At 71.8% G+C, this 17,094-nt stretch carries 19 protein-coding genes; 12 read left to right on the forward strand and 7 right to left on the reverse strand.

Features of this window, described 5'->3' with window-relative positions:
- Positions 1-90 precede the first annotated feature (90 nt).
- Genes ACZ6YG_RS08210 through truB form a run of 4 tightly spaced genes read left to right on the forward strand, consistent with a single transcriptional unit; the run spans position 91 to position 2,772 of the window.
- The gene (locus ACZ6YG_RS08210) at positions 91-387 is read left to right on the forward strand and encodes a DUF503 domain-containing protein (protein ID WP_148033615.1); all 297 of its coding nucleotides are present in this window, start codon (positions 91-93) and stop codon (positions 385-387) included.
- Positions 388-428: 41 nt separating this feature from the next.
- The gene (rbfA, locus tag ACZ6YG_RS08215) at positions 429-878 is read left to right on the forward strand and encodes a 30S ribosome-binding factor RbfA (RefSeq protein ID WP_148033614.1); all 450 of its coding nucleotides are present in this window, start codon (positions 429-431) and stop codon (positions 876-878) included.
- A gap of 8 nt (positions 879-886) precedes the next feature.
- Complete coding sequence (locus ACZ6YG_RS08220; RefSeq protein ID WP_261808766.1) at positions 887-1,897, forward strand: DHH family phosphoesterase; 1,011 nt, start codon at positions 887-889, stop codon at positions 1,895-1,897.
- A complete protein-coding gene (gene truB, locus ACZ6YG_RS08225) occupies positions 1,897-2,772 on the forward strand; it encodes a tRNA pseudouridine(55) synthase TruB (RefSeq protein ID WP_466017536.1) in 876 nt (291 codons plus the stop codon). The genes ACZ6YG_RS08220 and truB overlap by 1 nt, the downstream gene beginning before the upstream one ends.
- Here the strand turns inward: truB and ACZ6YG_RS08230 are convergent.
- Positions 2,769-3,788, reverse strand: a complete 1,020-nt coding sequence (locus ACZ6YG_RS08230) for a TRM11 family SAM-dependent methyltransferase (RefSeq protein WP_364228169.1) — start codon at positions 3,786-3,788, stop codon at positions 2,769-2,771. The genes truB and ACZ6YG_RS08230 overlap by 4 nt on opposite strands.
- Before the next feature lie 80 nt (positions 3,789-3,868).
- Here ACZ6YG_RS08230 and ACZ6YG_RS08235 point away from each other — a divergent pair, with 80 nt between their 5' ends.
- The gene (locus ACZ6YG_RS08235; protein WP_219544218.1) at positions 3,869-4,795 is read left to right on the forward strand and encodes a bifunctional riboflavin kinase/FAD synthetase; all 927 of its coding nucleotides are present in this window, start codon (positions 3,869-3,871) and stop codon (positions 4,793-4,795) included.
- On the opposite strand, the gene ACZ6YG_RS08240 is transcribed toward ACZ6YG_RS08235, so the two are convergent.
- The gene (locus ACZ6YG_RS08240; protein ID WP_219544217.1) at positions 4,785-5,378 is read right to left on the reverse strand and encodes a TetR/AcrR family transcriptional regulator; all 594 of its coding nucleotides are present in this window, start codon (positions 5,376-5,378) and stop codon (positions 4,785-4,787) included. The genes ACZ6YG_RS08235 and ACZ6YG_RS08240 overlap by 11 nt on opposite strands.
- 81 nt (positions 5,379-5,459) lie before the next feature.
- On the opposite strand from ACZ6YG_RS08240, the gene ACZ6YG_RS08245 reads away from it, so the two are divergent.
- The 6 genes from ACZ6YG_RS08245 (at position 5,460) to ACZ6YG_RS08270 (ending at position 11,698) form a co-directional block, all read left to right on the forward strand.
- Positions 5,460-5,861, forward strand: coding sequence for a VOC family protein (locus ACZ6YG_RS08245; RefSeq protein ID WP_271279632.1), 402 nt, complete (start codon positions 5,460-5,462; stop codon positions 5,859-5,861).
- A 160-nt stretch (positions 5,862-6,021) separates the two neighbouring features.
- On the forward strand, positions 6,022-6,291 hold the full coding sequence (gene rpsO, locus ACZ6YG_RS08250; protein ID WP_148033607.1) for a 30S ribosomal protein S15: 270 nt from the start codon (positions 6,022-6,024) through the stop codon (positions 6,289-6,291).
- Positions 6,292-6,631: 340 nt separating this feature from the next.
- The gene (locus ACZ6YG_RS08255; protein WP_148033606.1) at positions 6,632-8,950 is read left to right on the forward strand and encodes a polyribonucleotide nucleotidyltransferase; all 2,319 of its coding nucleotides are present in this window, start codon (positions 6,632-6,634) and stop codon (positions 8,948-8,950) included.
- 52 nt (positions 8,951-9,002) lie between these two features.
- Positions 9,003-10,313 carry a M16 family metallopeptidase gene (locus ACZ6YG_RS08260; RefSeq protein ID WP_466017537.1) on the forward strand — a complete coding sequence of 437 codons (1,311 nt, stop codon included), beginning with the start codon at positions 9,003-9,005 and terminating at the stop codon, positions 10,311-10,313.
- Between the two features lie 23 nt (positions 10,314-10,336).
- On the forward strand, positions 10,337-11,074 hold the full coding sequence (dapB, locus tag ACZ6YG_RS08265; RefSeq protein WP_148033604.1) for a 4-hydroxy-tetrahydrodipicolinate reductase: 738 nt from the start codon (positions 10,337-10,339) through the stop codon (positions 11,072-11,074).
- A gap of 141 nt (positions 11,075-11,215) precedes the next feature.
- Complete coding sequence (locus ACZ6YG_RS08270) at positions 11,216-11,698, forward strand: GNAT family N-acetyltransferase (protein ID WP_148033603.1); 483 nt, start codon at positions 11,216-11,218, stop codon at positions 11,696-11,698.
- Between the two features lie 25 nt (positions 11,699-11,723).
- On the opposite strand, the gene ACZ6YG_RS08275 is transcribed toward ACZ6YG_RS08270, so the two are convergent.
- From ACZ6YG_RS08275 to ACZ6YG_RS08295, 5 genes are all read right to left on the reverse strand, one after another.
- A complete protein-coding gene (locus tag ACZ6YG_RS08275; protein ID WP_466017538.1) occupies positions 11,724-12,464 on the reverse strand; it encodes a GAF and ANTAR domain-containing protein in 741 nt (246 codons plus the stop codon).
- A gap of 150 nt (positions 12,465-12,614) precedes the next feature.
- Positions 12,615-13,490, reverse strand: a complete 876-nt coding sequence (locus ACZ6YG_RS08280) for a 1,4-dihydroxy-2-naphthoate polyprenyltransferase (protein WP_148033601.1) — start codon at positions 13,488-13,490, stop codon at positions 12,615-12,617.
- Between the two features lie 13 nt (positions 13,491-13,503).
- Positions 13,504-14,112 carry a GNAT family N-acetyltransferase gene (locus ACZ6YG_RS08285; protein WP_148033600.1) on the reverse strand — a complete coding sequence of 203 codons (609 nt, stop codon included), beginning with the start codon at positions 14,110-14,112 and terminating at the stop codon, positions 13,504-13,506.
- A 44-nt stretch (positions 14,113-14,156) separates the two neighbouring features.
- A complete protein-coding gene (locus ACZ6YG_RS08290; RefSeq protein WP_466017539.1) occupies positions 14,157-14,672 on the reverse strand; it encodes a CGNR zinc finger domain-containing protein in 516 nt (171 codons plus the stop codon).
- A 67-nt stretch (positions 14,673-14,739) separates the two neighbouring features.
- Complete coding sequence (locus ACZ6YG_RS08295; RefSeq protein WP_219544211.1) at positions 14,740-16,134, reverse strand: aminotransferase-like domain-containing protein; 1,395 nt, start codon at positions 16,132-16,134, stop codon at positions 14,740-14,742.
- Between ACZ6YG_RS08295 and ACZ6YG_RS08300 the strand changes: the two genes are divergently transcribed.
- On the forward strand, positions 16,133-17,053 hold the full coding sequence (locus tag ACZ6YG_RS08300; protein WP_466017540.1) for a DMT family transporter: 921 nt from the start codon (positions 16,133-16,135) through the stop codon (positions 17,051-17,053). The two genes, ACZ6YG_RS08295 and ACZ6YG_RS08300, sit on opposite strands and share 2 nt — an antisense overlap.
- The last annotated feature ends 41 nt before the right edge of the window (positions 17,054-17,094 follow it).

Here is a 17,094-nt window from a genome sequence, read left to right on the forward strand (position 1 = left end):
TCCGCCGGGCGCCTTCCGCGCGTCCGGGCCGGTCTCCGCCGCACCGGCCCGGCGTGCGCTCGACACCAGTGCAAGCGGCGGTTGCCAACGATGTATGTGGGTGCCCTGACCCTGGACATCCTGCTCGGCGACGTGCACTCGCTGAAGCAGAAGCGATCCGTCGTGCGTCCCCTGGTCGCCGAGCTGCACCGGCGCTTTCCCGCCGTGGCCGTGGCCGAGGTCGGCCATCTCGACCTGCACAGGCGGGCCGAGGTCGGCGTCGCGGTGATCTCCGCCTCCGCGGGTAACTGCAAAGAGGTGATGGACGCCTGCGAGCGGCTGGTGGCCTTCCGCCCCGAGATCGAGCTCCTGTCCGCCAGGCAGCGGCTCTACAACGACGATGACTGAACGAAAGCACGACCGCTCGTCGTGCGTGAGGGGGAGCGAACATGGTGGATGCAGCACGAGCACGCAAGCTCGCCGACCGCATCCAGCAGATCGTCGCCGAGATGCTGGAGCGCCGGATCAAGGACCCGCGTCTGGGCTTCGTCACCGTGACGGACACGCGGATCACCGCCGACCTGCGCGAGGCGACGGTCTTCTACACAGTGTTCGGCTCCGACGCCGAGCGCGCCGACAGCGCGGCCGCCCTGGAGAGCGCCAAGGGCGTCATCAGGTCCGAGGTGGGCCGTCAGACAGGTGTGCGCTTCACCCCGACGCTGACGTTCAAGCACGACCCGCTGCCCGACAGCGCCCGCCAGCTCGACGACCTGATCTCGGCGGCGCGCGCGCGTGACGCCGAGGTGGCGAAGCGGGCGCAGAGCGCCTCCTACGCCGGCGAGTCCGACCCCTACCGCAAGCCGGAAGAGGACGAGCAGGACGGGCCTTCGGCGCTGTGACCCCCGACGTGCGCGACAGACCGGGCCGTCCGGCCAGGAGCGGTTCCGTCACGGTGTCCGAGGACGCCTGGGAACGGGCGGTCGGTCTCATCTCCGAGGCCGACGAGGTCGCGCTGGCCTGCCACATCTCGCCGGACGGCGACGCGCTCGGCTCGATGCTCGCCGTCGGGTTCGTGCTGCGCTCGATGGGCAAGCGGGTGGCCGCCTCCTTCGGTGACCACGACTTCACCGTGCCGCGCCTGCTCCGCTTCCTGCCGGGGCAGGACATGCTGGTGCCCCCCGACCGCTACCCGGCCGAGCCCGACCTCATGATCACCTTCGACTCGCCGTCGATCGCCCGGCTGGGGCTGCTGGAGGGCAGCGTCCGCCGGGCCCGCACGCTCATCGTGGTCGACCACCACCCGTCCAACGAGGGTTTCGGCACCGTCGACCTCATCGACGCCCGGGCGGCGGCCACCGCGATGCTCGCCGAGCAGCTCATCTACCGGCTCGGCGGCTCGCTCGACCGCGACATCGCCACCTGCCTGTACGCGGGGCTGGTCACCGACACCGGCTCGTTCCGCCACTCCTCGACCAGCCCGGCCGCACACCAGATGGCAGCCCGGCTGGTGGCCACCGGCCTGCACACCGACGAGATCGCCAGGGAGCTGTGGGACCGCGCCCCCTTCGGCTATCTCAAGGTGCTGGCCGCGGCGCTCGGCCGGGTGACGCTCGACGACGGCCTGGTGTGGACCTACGTGACGCGGGTCGACCGGGCCGCGTACGGGCTCCCGTACACCGAGCTCGAAGGCATCATCGACGTGGTGCGGCGCACCGACGAGGCCGACGTGGCGGCGGTGCTCAAGGAGGACGACCAGGGCGCCTGGCAGGTGTCGACCCGTTCCAAGGGCCGCATCGACGTGGCGCACGTGTGCGCCGCGCTGGGCGGCGGCGGCCACCACAACGCGGCCGGTTTCACCTCGTACGACAGCCCCGAGGCCACGATGGCGAAGTTCAGGGCCCTGCTGAGAGAGGCGTGATGGCCGAAAGCGGCTTGATCATCGTCGACAAACCCGCCGGTTGGACGTCCCACGACGTGGTGGCCAGGCTGCGCCGCCTGGCGGGCACCCGCCGGGTCGGGCACGCCGGCACGCTCGACCCGATGGCGACCGGCGTGCTCGTGGTCGGCGTGGAGAAGGCGACCAGGCTGCTCGGTCACCTGGCGCTGACCGAGAAGGTGTACGAGGCCACGATCCGGCTGGGTGTGGGCACGAACACCGACGACGCCGAGGGCGAGGTCACCTCGACCGCTTCGGCCGCGGACGTGGCCGAGGAGGCGATCCGGGCGGGCGTGGCCGCGCTCACCGGTGAGATCATGCAGGTCCCGCCCCAGGTCAGCGCCATCAAGGTCGACGGCAAGCGGGCCTACAAGCTGGCCCGCGCCGGCGAGGGGGTCGAGCTGGCCGCCCGGCCGGTGACCGTGCACGAGTTCGCGGTCACCGAGGTCCGCCGGCAGCCGGACTTGGTCGACGTCGACGCCACCGTGCGCTGCTCGTCCGGCACCTACATCAGGGCGCTGGCCCGCGACCTCGGCGGCGCGCTCGGCGTCGGCGGGCACCTGACGGCGCTGCGCCGCACCCGCGTCGGCCCGTACGGGCTCGACCAGGCCAGGACTCTCGACCAGCTCGCCGAGAAGTGCGAGATCCTGCCGATCGGCGAGGCGGTGGCGGCGGCGTTCCCGCGCAGGGACGTGAGCCTGGAGGAGGCCAGGGTGGTCATGCACGGCGGGCGGCTGCCCGCGGCCGGTCTGGGCAAGGGCCCGATCGGCATGTTCGGCCCCGACGGCGAGCTGCTGGCGTTGGTGGAGGAGCAGGGCCGGATGGCCAAGCCGCTGGCGGTCTTCGTCTCCGCCTAGACGGGCTTGCGCGCCACCATGATGTCGCGCACGATCGCCTGGTCGACCCAGTGTTCGAAGTCGGGGTAGGCGACCACGTCGAGGCCGGCACCGGTGAGGATGGCGGCCAGCTCGTCCCGGCCGCCCCCGTAGGTGTTCCAGGAGACGCCCAGAGCGCCGCCGGGCCTCAGCAGCTCGGCCCAGACCGGCGTGGCCTGCTCCAGCAGCTCCAGCGGGCTGCGCGACAGCCCGCCGCCGCCCTTGCTGCCGTGCTGCACCCCGTAGGGGGCGTCGGTGACGACGGCGTGGAACGAGCCGGGCTTGAAGAACTCCCGGGCGCGCAGGGTGTCGGCGTTGACCACGGTGACCTTCTGGGTGTCGCCCGCCTTGTAGGCCTCCTTGGTGGTGCCGAACACCACGTCCAGCCGCCGCCCGGCCAGCGCCCGCTGCCGGCGCACCGGCACGGTCTCGGCGGTGTGCTTGAGCCGCTTGTTCTTCAGCCAGGTGCGCAGGAAGCCGGAGTAGGCCTCGAAGTCCTTGCCGTCGTGGTCGAGCCCGTAGGCGTCGTAGCCGTACATGAGCGCCTGGTTGAGGGTGGTGCCGCGGCCGCACAGCGGGTCGAACACGGAGAGCGCGCCGCCGAGCGGGAAGTCGGAGGCCAGCACGGTGACGTTGAGCAGCAGCTTGGTGAAGTGCTCGTTGGTCTTGCCGGCGTACTTCTGGATCGTGATCAGGTCGCTGCTCAGCCGGTCGAGCGGGTTGAGCTCCACCGGACGCAGCAGCTCGCCCTCCACCCCGAACAGGGCGTAGACCGACGACAGGTTGGACAGCAGCGCGACGTCCGGGCCGGAGAGCGGCTCCGCCGTCTCGAACGTGACGTAGGGCAGCCCGCCGATGCGGGTCTCCTCGATGGCCCGCACGCCGGCCGCCAGCCCGCGCTCGGCGAAGACGTCCAGCTCGGCGCGGGTGAGGCGGGGCGCGCTGTCGGCGTAGACCCGGTTGAAGGCAGGCAGGATCAGCAGCGCGTATCGAGGCATGCAGCGGATCGTACCGCCCTCGGTTGCGAGGTACGGGCCCGCGCATGGCAGGCTTGGAGGGTTGATCCTGGGATGAGCGAATGGGGCCGGGTGTGCGTGAATCGGAGAGGTCAGTCGTCACGATCGGCGTGTTCGACGGCGTGCATCGCGGTCATCGGCAGGTGGTCCGGCGGGCCGTCGAGGTCGCCCGCGAGCGTGGCCTGCGCACGGTCGCGCTGACCTTCGAGCCGCCGCCCGAGGAGGTCGTGCGGCCCGGCTACCGGCCGCTGCGCCTGGTCAGCGCCAAGCGCAGGTCCGAGCTGCTGCGCGAGCTGGGCGTGGACGAGGTGGTCGTGCTGCCTTTCACGCTGGAGACGGCCGAGCTGAGCCCGGCGGAGTTCGCGCAGGGCGTGCTCGCCGACCGGCTGCGGGCGGGGGCGGTCGTGGTGGGGGCGGACTTCACGTTCGGCCACCAGGCCGCGGGTGACGTCGAGACGCTGCGCGCGTTGGGCGAGAAGTACGATTTCACGGCCGAGGGGGTGCCGCTGGTCCAGGGCGTCTCCTCGACGCTGATCCGCGAGCGGCTGGTGGCGGGCGACGTCGCCGGCGCCGCCGCCGACCTGGGCAGGCCGCACCGCGTCGAGGGGGTGGTGGTGCGCGGCTACCAGCGGGGGCGCCAGCTGGGCTTCCCGACCGCCAACGTCGAGTCGCCGCCGCAGACCGCGATCCCCGCCGACGGGGTCTACGCGGGCTGGCTGGAATGCGTGCCGGTGGCCAACCTGCCCGCGCTCTACGAGGGGGAGCGCTGGCCGGCCGCGATCTCGGTCGGCACCAACCCGACGTTCGAGGGGGTGCCGCGCACGGTCGAGGCGTACGCGCTCGACCGCGACGACCTGGAGCTGTACGGGGTGCACGTGGCGGTCGACTTCGCCGCCAGGCTGCGGGGCAACACCCGGTTCGACTCGATCGAGGAGCTCGTCGACCAGATCCACGCCGACGTCGACCAGGCCCGCCGCCTCACGTCCTGACCCGCAGCCCCTCCAGCAGCCCCGACAGCGCGGCCAGCGTGTCGTCCAGGTCGCCGGGGCCGGCCTCCGACTGGGCCAGCCACAGCACCGCCTCGTTCATCGCCCCCGACAGCAGGCGGGTGAGCGGGGCGACCGGCCGGGCCGTGATCGTGCCCGACCCGGCGAGCGCCGTCAGCGCCTCGGCCAGGTGGCGGGCGGAGGCGGCCTCGTCCATCGCCCGCCACTCGTTCCAGCCGAGCACGGCGGGGCCGTCGATGAGCATGATCCGCTGCACGTCCGGGTGGGCGGCGGCCCGCACGAACGCGGCGCACCCCGCCTTGAGCTGATCCCACGGGTCGGGTTCGGCGTCGGCCTCGGCCGCCACCCTGGCCCCCACCTCCTGCTGCACCTCCTCCAGCACGGCGCGGAACAGCGCCGCCTTGCCGTCGAAGTGGTGGTAGAGCGCGCCCTTGGTCACTCCCGCCTCGCGCACGATCTCGGCCAGTCCCACCGCGGCGTAGCCCCTGCCCGCGAAGAGCCGCCTGCCCACCGCCACGAGCGTGCGCCTGGTCTCCTCGCGTTGTTCGGCTCGGGTCCTCGTCATCGCGCGCCTCCAGTTGACATACCGACGGTATGCGAAATAGCGTACCTTGACATACCGTTGGTATGTGAAATGGAGGCATTCATGGAGCTCACCAGCTTCTATCCGGTGATCTGCACCGACAAGGTGGCCGAATCGCGTGACTTCTACGTGGGGCTGTTCGGGTTCGAGGTCACCTTCGAAGCCGACTGGTACGTCAGCCTGAGGCGCGGCGCGTACGAGCTGGCCCTGCTCGACCACGCGCACCCCACGCTGCCCGAGGCGTACCGCAACAGGGCGGCGGGGCTGCTGCTCAACTTCGAGGTCGGCGACGCGGACGCCGAGTGGGAGCGGCTCGTCACGGGCGCGGGGCTGAGGGCCGAGCTGCCGCTGCGCAGCGAGGACTTCGGCCAGCGGCACTTCATCGTGGCCGACCCCAACGGGGTGCTCATCGACGTCATCCAGCCCATCGAGCCCACTGGAGAGTACGCGGCCCAGTACGTCTAGAGAGCTTGAGCGCGGCATCCGCTCCGTGGTGGTAACCTTACATGTCGGCTCTGTGACGGCGGCGCCGCGCGCTGCCCTAAGGCCTTCCTGCGGCGACTGTAGGCACGCACGGTCGTTCGCACATTCGCATCCGCGCGTGCCCGTAGCTCAAAGGAGAGCCGTGTCTCTCGACACCGCTGCCAAGAAGTCCATCATCGCCGAGTACGCGACGACCGATGGTGACACCGGGTCGCCCGAGGTGCAGATCGCGCTGCTGAGCAAGCGCATCAGCGAGCTGACCGAGCACCTCAAGACCCACAAGCACGACCACCACAGCCGTCGGGGTCTGCTGCTCCTCGTGGGCCGCCGTCGCCGTCTGCTGAAGTACCTGCAGAAGGTCGACATCGCGCGTTACCGTGCGCTGATCGAGCGGCTCGGCCTGCGCCGATAGCATGGAAAGGGAGCGGCGGACTCGCCGCTCCCTTCTCATATGGGTCCGGCGAGTCCTGCGGCCGAGAGCCGCCCGCCTGACGTACAACTGAATATCCGAGACACTGAGAGCCCCCGCGTCCGCTCAGCACCACGCGACCCGCGACGCCTGCGGGCCGGTCCTCGGTAGTGGCTTCCGGTAACCAGACCGGGCGCTTCGATCGAAGACCGGCGCTGCACCTACTGACGGGAAGTCCGCCACAGCCTTTCACCGGACACGACGGTGGGGAGGCGCATTCCCGTCAAGCACGAGGGTGCCGGTGAAAAGGGCGCGGGAGACCGACTGACCAAGGAGGTCCCCCGTGGAGGGTGTCCACACCGCTGAAGCCGTCATCGACAACGGCTCGTTCGGCACACGCACGATCCGGTTCGAGACCGGACGCCTCGCGCGGCAGGCGGCCGGCAGTGCCGTCGCCTATCTCGACAACGACACGATGGTGCTGTCCGCGACCACCGCGTCCAAGCAGCCGAGGGAGAACCTCGACTTCTTCCCGCTCACCGTGGACGTCGAGGAGCGCATGTACGCCGCGGGCCGCATCCCCGGCTCGTTCTTCCGCCGTGAGGGCCGTCCGTCCGAGGACGCCATCCTCACCTGCCGGCTGATCGACCGGCCGCTGCGCCCGTCGTTCGTCAAGGGCCTGCGCAACGAGATCCAGGTGGTCGCCACCATCCTGGCGCTCAACCCCGAGCACCTCTACGACGTGGTGGCGATCAACGCCGCCTCGCTGTCGACCCAGCTCGCCGGCCTGCCGTTCTCCGGCCCGATCGGCGGCGTCCGCGTCGCCCTCATCGAGGGCCAGTGGGTGGCCTTCCCGACCCACCACGAGCTGGAGCGGGCCACGTTCGACATGGTCGTGGCCGGGCGGGTGCTCGCCGACGGCGACGTCGCCATCATGATGGTGGAGGCCGAGTCCACCCGCGACACGCTCAAGCTGGTCGCCGAGGGCGCGGTCGCGCCCACCGAGGAGACCGTGGCCGAGGGCCTGGAGGCCGCCAAGCCGTTCATCAAGGTGCTGTGCGAGGCGCAGGGCCGGATCGCGCAGGTCGCCGCCAAGGAGACCGCCGAGTATCCGCTGTTCCTCGACTACCAGGACGACGTCCTGGCCGCCGTGGAGTCCGCGGTGAAGAACGAGCTCGCCGCCGCGCTCACCATCGCCGCCAAGCAGGAGCGCGAGAACGAGCTCGACAGGGTCAAGGCGCTGGCCGCGGAGAAGCTGCTGCCCGAGTTCGAGGGTCGCGAGAAGGAGATCTCCGCCGCCTTCCGCTCGTTGATGAAGAAGCTCATGCGCGAGCGCGTCATCAAGGAGGGCACGCGCATCGACGGCCGCGGCACCAAGGACATCCGCGCCCTGTCGGCCGAGGTCCACGTGGTGCCCCGGGTGCACGGCTCGGCCCTGTTCGAGCGCGGCGAGACCCAGATCATGGGCATCACCACGCTCAACATGCTGCGCATGGAGCAGGTCATCGACACGCTCAATCCCGAGCGGACCAAGCGCTACATGCACAACTACAACTTCCCGCCTTACTCCACCGGTGAGACCGGCCGGGTGGGCTCGCCCAAGCGCCGCGAGATCGGCCACGGCGCGCTCGCCGAGCGGGCGCTGATCCCGGTCCTGCCGTCGCGCGAGGAGTTCCCCTACGCGATCCGCCAGGTCTCCGAGGCGCTCGGCTCCAACGGCTCGACCTCGATGGGCTCGGTCTGCGCCTCCACGATGGCGCTGCTCGACGCCGGTGTGCCGCTCAAGGAGATGGTCGCGGGCATCGCGATGGGCCTCATCGGCGAGGGCGACACCTACGTCACCCTGACCGACATCCTCGGCGCCGAGGACGCCATGGGCGACATGGACTTCAAGGTCGCCGGCACCAGGGACGTCATCACCGCCCTGCAGCTCGACACGAAGCTCGACGGCATCCCCGCCTCGGTCCTGGCCGGCGCGCTCAAGCAGGCCAAGGGCGCCAGGCTGGCGATCCTGGAGGTGATGCAGGAGGCCATCGACTCCCCGGCGGAGATGAACCCGACGGCACCGCGCATCATCACCATCAAGGTCCCGGTCGACAAGATCGGCGAGGTCATCGGCCCGAAGGGCAAGATGATCAACCAGATCCAGGACGACACCGGCGCCGAGATCACCATCGAGGACGACGGCACGATCTACATCGGCGCCACCGACGGCCCGTCGGCCGAGGCCGCGCGGTCGGCGATCAACGCGATCGCCAACCCGCACATGCCGGAGGTCGGCGAGCGCTACCTGGGCACGGTCGTGAAGATCGCCGCCTTCGGCGCGTTCGTCTCGCTCATGCCCGGCAAGGACGGCCTGCTGCACGTCTCCCAGATCCGCAAGCTGCACGGCGGCAAGCGCATCGAGAACGTCGAGGACGTCATGAGCGTCGGCGAGAAGGTCCAGGTGGAGATCGCCGAGATCGACCAGCGGGGCAAGCTGTCGCTGGTGCCCGTCGAGGTCATCGAGAAGGAGGCCGCCGAGAAGGAGGCCAGGGGCGACTCCGGCCAGCCCGAGGACTCGGCGTCCGACGGCGGCGACAAGGCCGACCGCCCGCGCCGCACCCGCACCCGGGTCCGCGCCCGCGGCGCCGGCTCCGAGGGCGACGACCGCAACTCGTGACGGTGACAATCAGCACCGGCGCCAAGGTGACGGGGCCGGCCAGGGAGGTCGCGTGACCACCACCACGCTGCACGCCGGCCGCGACGGGGCCGGGGTGGTCAAGCGCACCACCCTCCCCGGCGGGCTGCGCGTGGTGACCGAGACCATGCCGACCGTGCGCAGTGTCGCGGTCGGCATGTGGGTCGGCATCGGCTCGCGCGACGAGGCCCCCGAGCACATGGGGGCCACCCACTTCCTCGAACACCTGCTGTTCAAGGGCACGCCCACGAGGGACGCCATGGAGATCTCGGCGTCCATCGAGGGCATCGGCGGCGAGATCAACGCCTTCACCGCCAAGGAGTACACCTGCTACTACGCGCGGGTGCTCGACGAGGACCTGCCGATCGCGGTGGACGTCCTCGCCGACGTGGTGACCAGCTCGCTCGTGGACCCCGAGGACGTCGAGTCCGAGCGTGGCGTGATCCTGGAGGAGATCGCCATGCACGACGACGACCCGTCCGACGTGGTGCACGAGCAGTTCGCCGCGGCGCTCTACGGCGACTCGCCGATAGGCCGGCCGATCCTCGGCACGGTCGAGTCCATCAACACCCTCGGACGCGACCGGATCGCCGAGTACTACCGCCGCTACTACCAGCCGCCGCGCACCGTCGTCTCCGTGGCGGGGAACATCCGCCACGAGGAGGTCGTGGAGCTGGTGGCGCGGGCATACGAGCGGGCGGGCGTCCTCGCGGGCCCCGCCGCCTCGGCCCCGCCGCGCACCAGCGGCCCCGGCGCGGAGTCCCGCTCTGGCGTGCGCGTGCTCGACCGGCCGACCGAGCAGGCCAACCTGGTGCTCGGCACGACCGGCATCGCCCGCACCGACGAGCGGCGGTTCGCGCTCGGCGTGCTCAACGCCGCGCTCGGCGGCGGCATGTCGTCGCGGCTCTTCCAGGAGATCAGGGAGAAGCGCGGCCTGGCCTACTCCGTCTACAGCTACACCTCCGCCTACGCCGACACGGGCCAGTTCGGCATCTACGTCGGCTGCCTGCCCTCCAAGATCGACGACGTGCTCAAGATCTGCCGGGACGAGGTGTCCAGGGTCGTGGCCGACGGCCTGACCGAGGAGGAGATCGTCCGGGGCAAGGGCCAGATGCGCGGCGGTCTCGTGCTCGGCCTGGAAGACACCGGCTCGCGCATGTCCCGCATCGGCAAGAACGAGCTGGTGTACGACGAGCTGCTGTCGGTCGACGAGGTGCTGGCCCGCATCGAGGCGGTGACCGCCAGGGAGCTCTCCGAGATCGCCGCGGACGTGCTCAACCGGCCGCTCACGCTCGCCGTGATCGGCCCGTACGGTGACAAGGACTTCTCTCACGCCATCACCTGACCCTCCGGTATAGGGTTGACCCTGTGATCAAGGTAGGTGTGCTCGGCGCCCGCGGCCGCGTGGGCGTCGAGGTGTGCAAGGCGGTCGAGGCGGCGTCCGATCTGGAGCTGGTGGCCGCCGTCGACAAGGACGACCCGATCGAGGGCCTCGAAGGCGCCGAGGTGGTCGTCGACTTCACCCATCCCGGCGTGGTGATGGACAACCTGGAGTGGGCGATCGCGCACGGCATCCACCCCGTGGTCGGCACCACCGGGTTCGACGCCGAGCGGCTCGACACCGTGCGGGGCTGGCTGGCGAGCTCACCGGGCACCAACTGCCTGATCGCCCCCAACTTCGGCATCGCGGCCGTGCTCATGATGCACTTCGCCCAGCGGGCCGCCCGTCACTTCGAGTCCGTCGAGATCGTCGAGCTCCACCACCCCAACAAGGCCGACGCCCCTTCGGGCACCGCCCGGCGCACCGCCGAGCTGGTGGCCCAGGCCCGCGCCGAGGCCGGGGTGGGGCCGATGCCCGACGCCACCAGCTCCGAGCTCGACGGGGCGCGCGGCGCCGACGTCGACGGCGTCCGCGTCCACGCCGTCCGGCTGTCAGGGCTCATCGCCCACCAGGAAGTGCTGCTCGGCGGCGGCGGCGAGACCCTCACCATCCGTCACGACACGATGAACCGCGCCGCCTTCACCCCCGGCGTGCTGCTCGGGGTGCGGCGGGTCGGTGAGCTTCCCGGGCTGACCGTGGGCCTGGAGCGCCTGCTCGACCTCTGAGAAACGGGCCGTGCCCACCACCTCGGGCGAGGTCGGCGGGCACGGTCGAGGAGAGGGTCCCGGCGCCGCACAGCCGAGCCTACGATCATCAACCCTAATATCCGGAGGCGCCGGCCCCGGCACACGTGAGACCGTGTCGGCATGGTGCGATGGGCTGACGCCGGCGATCTTCCCGGCCTGGTCGCGGTGGAGGTCGCCGCCGACGGGCTGTTCGAGCAGGTGGGCATCACGTTCCCGCCCGGCACGACGATGATCGAGGAAGTGCGCGACCCGTCCTCGGTGCTGGTCGAGGGCGACCCGCCGGCCGGCTTCGCGCTTCTCGCCCGGGTCGACGGCAACCTCCACCTGGAGCAGCTCGCCGTCCACCCCGGCCGGATGCGGCAGGGCATCGGCGGGCGGCTGGTCGAGGCGATGCTGGATCACGCCCGCGCCTCCGGTGCGCCGGCGGTGACGCTGACGACGTTCAGGGACGTGCCGTGGAACGCGCCGTGGTACGAGCGCCACGGATTCAAGGTCTGGCCCGAGCCGTCGTGGGGGCCGGAGCTGCGCGAGCTGGTGCGGCGGGAGCGCGAGCTGGGCATCGAGGTCGCCCCGCGGGTGGTCATGGGGCTTTTCCTCAGCTGAGGGGCGCTGTCACGCCGCCGCCGGGTCAATCAGCGGGAGACGGGCGGCTGCCGGGGTTCCGGGTGGCGGGCGGGTCGCCGAAGTGGGGTGGAAGCGGAGGCTGGCCGGTGACCGCCTCCACGATGTCCGCGGCCACCTGGTGCACCTTCACGTTGCGCCGCTGGGAGCTGCGGCGCAGGATGTCGAAGGCGGCGGGGGCGGTGCACTGCCGCCGGGCCATGACGATGCCGAGCGCCTGGTCGATGATCGCCCGTGTGGTGAGGGCCTCGCGGAGCTGGGTGATGACCTCGTTCAGCCGGGCCGCCCGCAGCACGGCCTGGAACAGCACCTCGGCCTGCCCTGCCGTCACGGTGACGGCCGTCCGGGTCTCGGCGGGGAAGCCGCCGGCCCGCTCCGAGTAGAGGTTGATCGTGCCCTGGACGTGGCAGTCGAAGGCCAGCGGCTGCGCGTACACGCTTCGCACGCCGTGGGCGGCGAGCTCGGCCGCCGGGCCGGTCCAGCGCGGTTCGGACACCAGGTCGTCGGACCAGACGGCCTCGCCGCTCTTGATCGCGTCCAGGCACGGGCCCGCGCCGATGCTGAACTGCAGGGTGTCCAGGGCCACCGCGCCGGGCTCGGAGAACGCCACGGTGTAGGGGCCGCCGTCCCCGAGCAGGGCGACGCTGGTCAGTGTTTCGCCGGGTATGGCACGGGTCGTGACCGTGAGGATCTCGCGTAGCGGCTGCTCGAACTCTGCGGTCATGGTGAGGGTGCTCAGCGGGTCCAACGCCTTTTCCTCGGGTCTGCGAAGCCTCCGGACCAGTCATGAGGAACCTAGCCCCCGGCAGCCCGGCAGAGTAGTCAATCCCACAAATTGCAGTATTTACTCGTGCTTGTCATGGGCTGCCCCTGATGGAGAAAGCGTAACGTCCGAAGGTCAGAGAGAGACGGCCAGACCGATCGTCAGGAGCGCCCCGTACGCCATCTGCAGCTTGCCGGTCTGCTGCAGGGCTCCGATCAGCGCGGGGCCCACCGCGCCTGCGAGGACCGTACGGACCGGTGAGATCGCCAGCGGCGCCGCGAGCACCGCGAGCGCCGCCGCGGGCGCGAGCGGGACCATCGCCAGCGCGACCGCGAACGGCACGACCAGACAGGCCGCGTAGAGCGTACGGGTGCGCGGCGCGCCCAGCACGACCGCCAGCGTCCGCTTGCCCGACTCGCCGTCGGTGCCGACGTCGCGCAGGTTGTTGACCACCAGCATCGAGCACGACAGGAGCCCGACCGGGACCGACGCCGCCAGCGCCGCCCACGACAGCTGCTCGGTCTGTACGAACGCGGTGCCGACCACCGGCACCACGCCGAAGAACACGAACACGGCCGCCTCGCCCAGCGCGCGGTAGCCGTACGGGCGGCTGCCGCCGGTGTAGAACCAGGCGGCGGCGATCGCGGCGGCGCCCACCAGCAGCACCCACCACGCCCGCGTGACCACGACCAGGACCAGCCCGAGCACCGCCGCGGCGGCGAAGCAGCCCAGCGCCGCCGTCAGCACCTGGCGCGGGGTGGCGGCCCGCGAGCCCACCAGCCGCATCGGCCCGACCCGCTGGTCGTCGGTGCCGCGGATGCCGTCGCTGTAGTCGTTGGCGTAGTTGACGCCGATCTGCAGCAGCAGCGCCACGAGCAGTGCCAGCACCGCGCGCCACCAGCTGAAGCCGCCCTCGCCGATCGCCACGCCGGTGCCGGCCATGACCGGCACGATCGCGTTGGGCAGCGTGCGAGGACGGGCTCCCGCGAGCCATTGAGCAGGAGTTGCCATTCGGGAGAGACCTCTAGCTGATGTCGGTGGTGAGCCTGACCATGCGGATCGGGCGCCCCATGTCGAGCACCCGCTCGGCCATGTCTTCGCCCCAGCCCGCCGACTCCAGGAAACCGAGCACCGGATAGTTGTCGGCGAACACCCAGGTGGCGATCTGCCGGTAGCCGTCCTCACGAAGATAGTCGACGGTGGCGTTGAGCAGGCGGCTGCCGTGGCCGCGCCGCACGAAGTCGGGGTCGACCAGCAGCGTCAGCATCTCGGCCACCTCGGTGGGGTCGAGGTCCGGGTCCTCGGCGGGGGAGTGGGAGGCCAGGCCCACCACCCGTTCGCCGCCGCGCGGTGTCATCGGCATGTTGGCGCCCCCCACACCCAGCGCGGGGAAGCCCTCCGTGTCGAGGATGGTCTCCACCGCCACCAGCACGCGGTGCCGGGACGTGGGCGGGGCGGCGATCGCCTCGTCCCACTGGCGCAGCCACATCTTCTCGGCCGCCGGGCCTGTCATCTGCTCGAGTGGACCCTCGGGCAGGAACTCCCGGTAGCCGTAGCGCCAGGCGCGCACCTGCACATTCGCCACCTGGAGCACATCCTCGCGCCGGGCCGCCCGGACGCCTACGTCTGCCATCTCGGCCCGCTCCTTCGCCTGCTGTTCATGCCACAAGGCACGAGTTACACCGTATCGGTGTTTGACCCTGGGCGAGGACGCGAACCCTGCTTCCTCGCCCGGTATGCCCGCGTTTTAGTGCGGTTACCGCAGACCCGCATGGAACACCATGATCGGGAACGGTTCCTGGAGGAGTCGATGAACGCCCACTGACACGTCTCCTCGGCGCACACCTTCAGCCGGTCCCAGGAACCGCCGATCACCCCCGTCGCGATCACGGCCAGCCCGGCCGTCACCCCGCCGCCGATCGGCGCCAGCTCCGGCCGCCGCCCCACGGTCACCCGTAACGGCAGCAGCGGCAGCTCCACCGGCTCAGGGCCGCGCCGCAGCGCCTCCCTGAGCCCTTCCCGCAGCGCCACCGCCAGCGCGAGATCGTCGTCGCCGGCCCGGTCACCCGGACCGGCGAGCGCCCGCTCCCGCAGCCACAGGGCGAGCTCGGAGGGGGTGCCCAGGTCGTCGGCGTCGGCCTCGACGTCGTAGGTGTTCACGAAATCGCGCACCAACTCGGCCGACGCCACCATGGGAACACTCTACTCGCTTCGTGATCTTCTATGTCCTCGACGGCATCCCACCGATTCCGCCCGGCCGTCAGGCGGGCGGCAGCGCGCCGGCGAGCCGCCGGACGCCCTCGGCCAGCTCCGCCACGTTGGCCGCCGCGATGTGCGTCACCCGGAGGTGCGGGCCGGGCGGCTCCGCGGGGAAGTACATCCGGCCCGCGCTCACCAGCACCCCGTCCCGCTTGGCCGCCTCCACCAGCGCCCGCTCGTCGGTCTGCGCGGGCAGCCGCAGCCACAGGTGCATCCCCCCGATCGGCAGCACGTACGGCTCCGCCCACGGCATCCAGGCGGCCAGTGCCGCGGCGAGCGCGTCGCGGCGGGTGGCGATCTCGGCGTGCACCGAGGCCAGGTGCCGCCGCCAGGCCGGCGACCCGACGAACTCCAGCGCCGCCTCCTGCAACGGCCGCGCGGGGAAGAACGACTCCACGAGCTGGCCGGCCCGCAGCCGGTGGGCCGCCGGGCCGCGCGCGACCATCGCCGCCAGCCGCATGCTCGGCGAGAGGATCTTGGTGAGCGAGTGGATGTGCACCACGGTCCCGTGCGTGTCCATGGAGACCAGGGACGGCGGCGCCTGCCGGGTCAGCCACCGGGCGTAGTCGTCCTCGATCACGAACGCGCCGGCCGCCCTGGCCACCTCCAGCACCTGGCGGCGGCGTTCGAGGGTGAGGGTGGCGCCGGTGGGGTTCTGCAGCGTCGGCTGGCACAGGAACACCCGCGCCCCCGTAACCGCGAACGCCTCCGCCAGCAGGTCGGGCCGCACGCCGTCACGGTCCACCGGCACCGCCGTGGCGCGCAGCCCGGCCGCCTTGGCCGCGGCCAGCGCACCCGGGTAGGTCGGGGTCTCCACCAGCACCTGGGTACCCGGCGCGGCCAGGGCGCGGAAGGCGTGGCTGAGCGCCGCCTGCCCGCCGCTGACGATCAGAGCGTCCGCGGCCGTCACGTCACCGCCCGCCTGGGACGCGAACCACCGGCGCAGCTCGTCCACCCCGTTCAGCGGCGGCATCCCCCAGACGCCCGGCCTGCGCATCGCCCGGGTGGCCGCCGCCGCGAGCTGCTTGTCGGGCCGCAGCCCCGGGGGCAGATAGCCGCCGGTCAGCGGCACCACCCCCTCGGGGGCGCGGGCGAGCAGCGCCGTCATGGGGTCGTCGTCCACCACCCGGTCGCCGAGCGCCACCGTCTGCCACGAGAGGTCGGCGGCGTCCCGTACCGGCTCCCGCCGCGGTGCCACGAACGCCCCGCTGCCCGGCTTCGTGATCACCTTTCCCTCGGCGGCGAGCTGCCCCAGCGCCCGCGACACCGTCACGGGGCTCACCGCGTGCCGCCGCATGATCTCCCTGCTGGACGGCAGCCGATCGCCCGGCCGCAGCCGGGTGATCTCGTCCCGCAGCATCGCGGCGATCTGCGCGATACTGCTATCGTTCTCCATGAGAGATAAGAATAGCGCTACTGTCCCGAGGGGGATAGCGATCCCGGGCCGCGCGGCCCCGGGCGGGGGCACCTGGCTCGCCTTCCTCGGCGTGCTCGCCTTCTCCGGGTCCTTCCCCGCCACCGTCTACGCCATGGAGGGCTTCGACCCCTGGCTCGTCGCGATCGGCCGGGCCGCCATCGCCGGGATCGTGGCGCTCGTGTGCCTCAGAGCCGCCCGGCTGCCCCTGCTGCCGCCGCGCCCGCACTGGCGCGCGTACGGGCTCATCTCCCTCGGCGTGGTCTTCGGCTTCCCCGTCTTCAGCGGCCTGGCCCTGGACCTCGGCGCGAGCACCGCGCACGCCGCCGTCGTCATCGGGCTGCTCCCCGCCGCGACCGCCGTCTGCGCCGTCCTGCGGGCCGGCGAACGGCCCCGGCCGGTGTTCTGGGCGGCCTGCGTGGCGGGCGCGCTCGCCATCACCGCCTTCACCCTGACCCGCGGCGAGACCACGGCCGCCTGGGCGGACCTCCTCCTGGTCGGCGCCCTGCTGTCGGCGGCCGTCGGCTACACCGAAGGCGGGCGGCTCGCCAGGCACACGCCCGGCTGGCAGGTCATCTCGTACGCGCTGGTCCTGTCACTCCCGATCACCGTTCCCGTCAGCGCCGTCCTGGCCGCCGCCACGCCGGTCGCGCCCACGCCCGCCGCCCTCGCGGGCTTCGCGTACGTGGGGCTGATCTCCATGTTCCTCGGCTTCTTCCCCTGGTACGCGGGCCTGGCCAGGGGCGGCATCGCCCGCGCCGGTCAGACGCAGCTGACCCAGCCGCTGCTGACGCTCGTGTGGGCGTGGTTCCTGATGGGCGAGAGGTACGGGGCGGCCACCGTGGCGGCGGCACTGGCGGTGCTCGTGTGCGTGGCCATCACCCAGCGCGCCCGTACTTGAAAGCCGTGACACCGCGCCGCAGGATGGGAGAGGAGGTGTCA

The organism is Nonomuraea sp. NPDC054003, assembly GCF_055585125.1.

Bases quoted from the DNA above. Each gene is read 5' to 3' on its own strand.
- ACZ6YG_RS08210 (WP_148033615.1), top strand. From the start codon at position 91: ATGTATGTGGGTGCCCTGACCCTGGACATCCTGCTCGGCGACGTGCAC.
- ACZ6YG_RS08280 (WP_148033601.1), bottom strand. From the start codon at position 13,490: ATGGCAACTCCTGCTCAATGGCTCGCGGGAGCCCGTCCTCGCACGCTG.
- ACZ6YG_RS08300 (WP_466017540.1), top strand. From the start codon at position 16,133: ATGAGAGATAAGAATAGCGCTACTGTCCCGAGGGGGATAGCGATCCCG.
- ACZ6YG_RS08270 (WP_148033603.1), top strand. From the start codon at position 11,216: ATGGTGCGATGGGCTGACGCCGGCGATCTTCCCGGCCTGGTCGCGGTG.
- ACZ6YG_RS08295 (WP_219544211.1), bottom strand. From the start codon at position 16,134: ATGGAGAACGATAGCAGTATCGCGCAGATCGCCGCGATGCTGCGGGAC.
- ACZ6YG_RS08245 (WP_271279632.1), top strand. From the start codon at position 5,460: ATGGAGCTCACCAGCTTCTATCCGGTGATCTGCACCGACAAGGTGGCC.
- ACZ6YG_RS08235 (WP_219544218.1), top strand. From the start codon at position 3,869: ATGGGGCCGGGTGTGCGTGAATCGGAGAGGTCAGTCGTCACGATCGGC.
- ACZ6YG_RS08240 (WP_219544217.1), bottom strand. From the start codon at position 5,378: ATGACGAGGACCCGAGCCGAACAACGCGAGGAGACCAGGCGCACGCTC.
- truB (WP_466017536.1), top strand. From the start codon at position 1,897: ATGGCCGAAAGCGGCTTGATCATCGTCGACAAACCCGCCGGTTGGACG.
- rbfA (WP_148033614.1), top strand. From the start codon at position 429: ATGGTGGATGCAGCACGAGCACGCAAGCTCGCCGACCGCATCCAGCAG.
- ACZ6YG_RS08230 (WP_364228169.1), bottom strand. From the start codon at position 3,788: ATGCCTCGATACGCGCTGCTGATCCTGCCTGCCTTCAACCGGGTCTAC.
- ACZ6YG_RS08285 (WP_148033600.1), bottom strand. From the start codon at position 14,112: ATGGCAGACGTAGGCGTCCGGGCGGCCCGGCGCGAGGATGTGCTCCAG.
- ACZ6YG_RS08290 (WP_466017539.1), bottom strand. From the start codon at position 14,672: ATGGTGGCGTCGGCCGAGTTGGTGCGCGATTTCGTGAACACCTACGAC.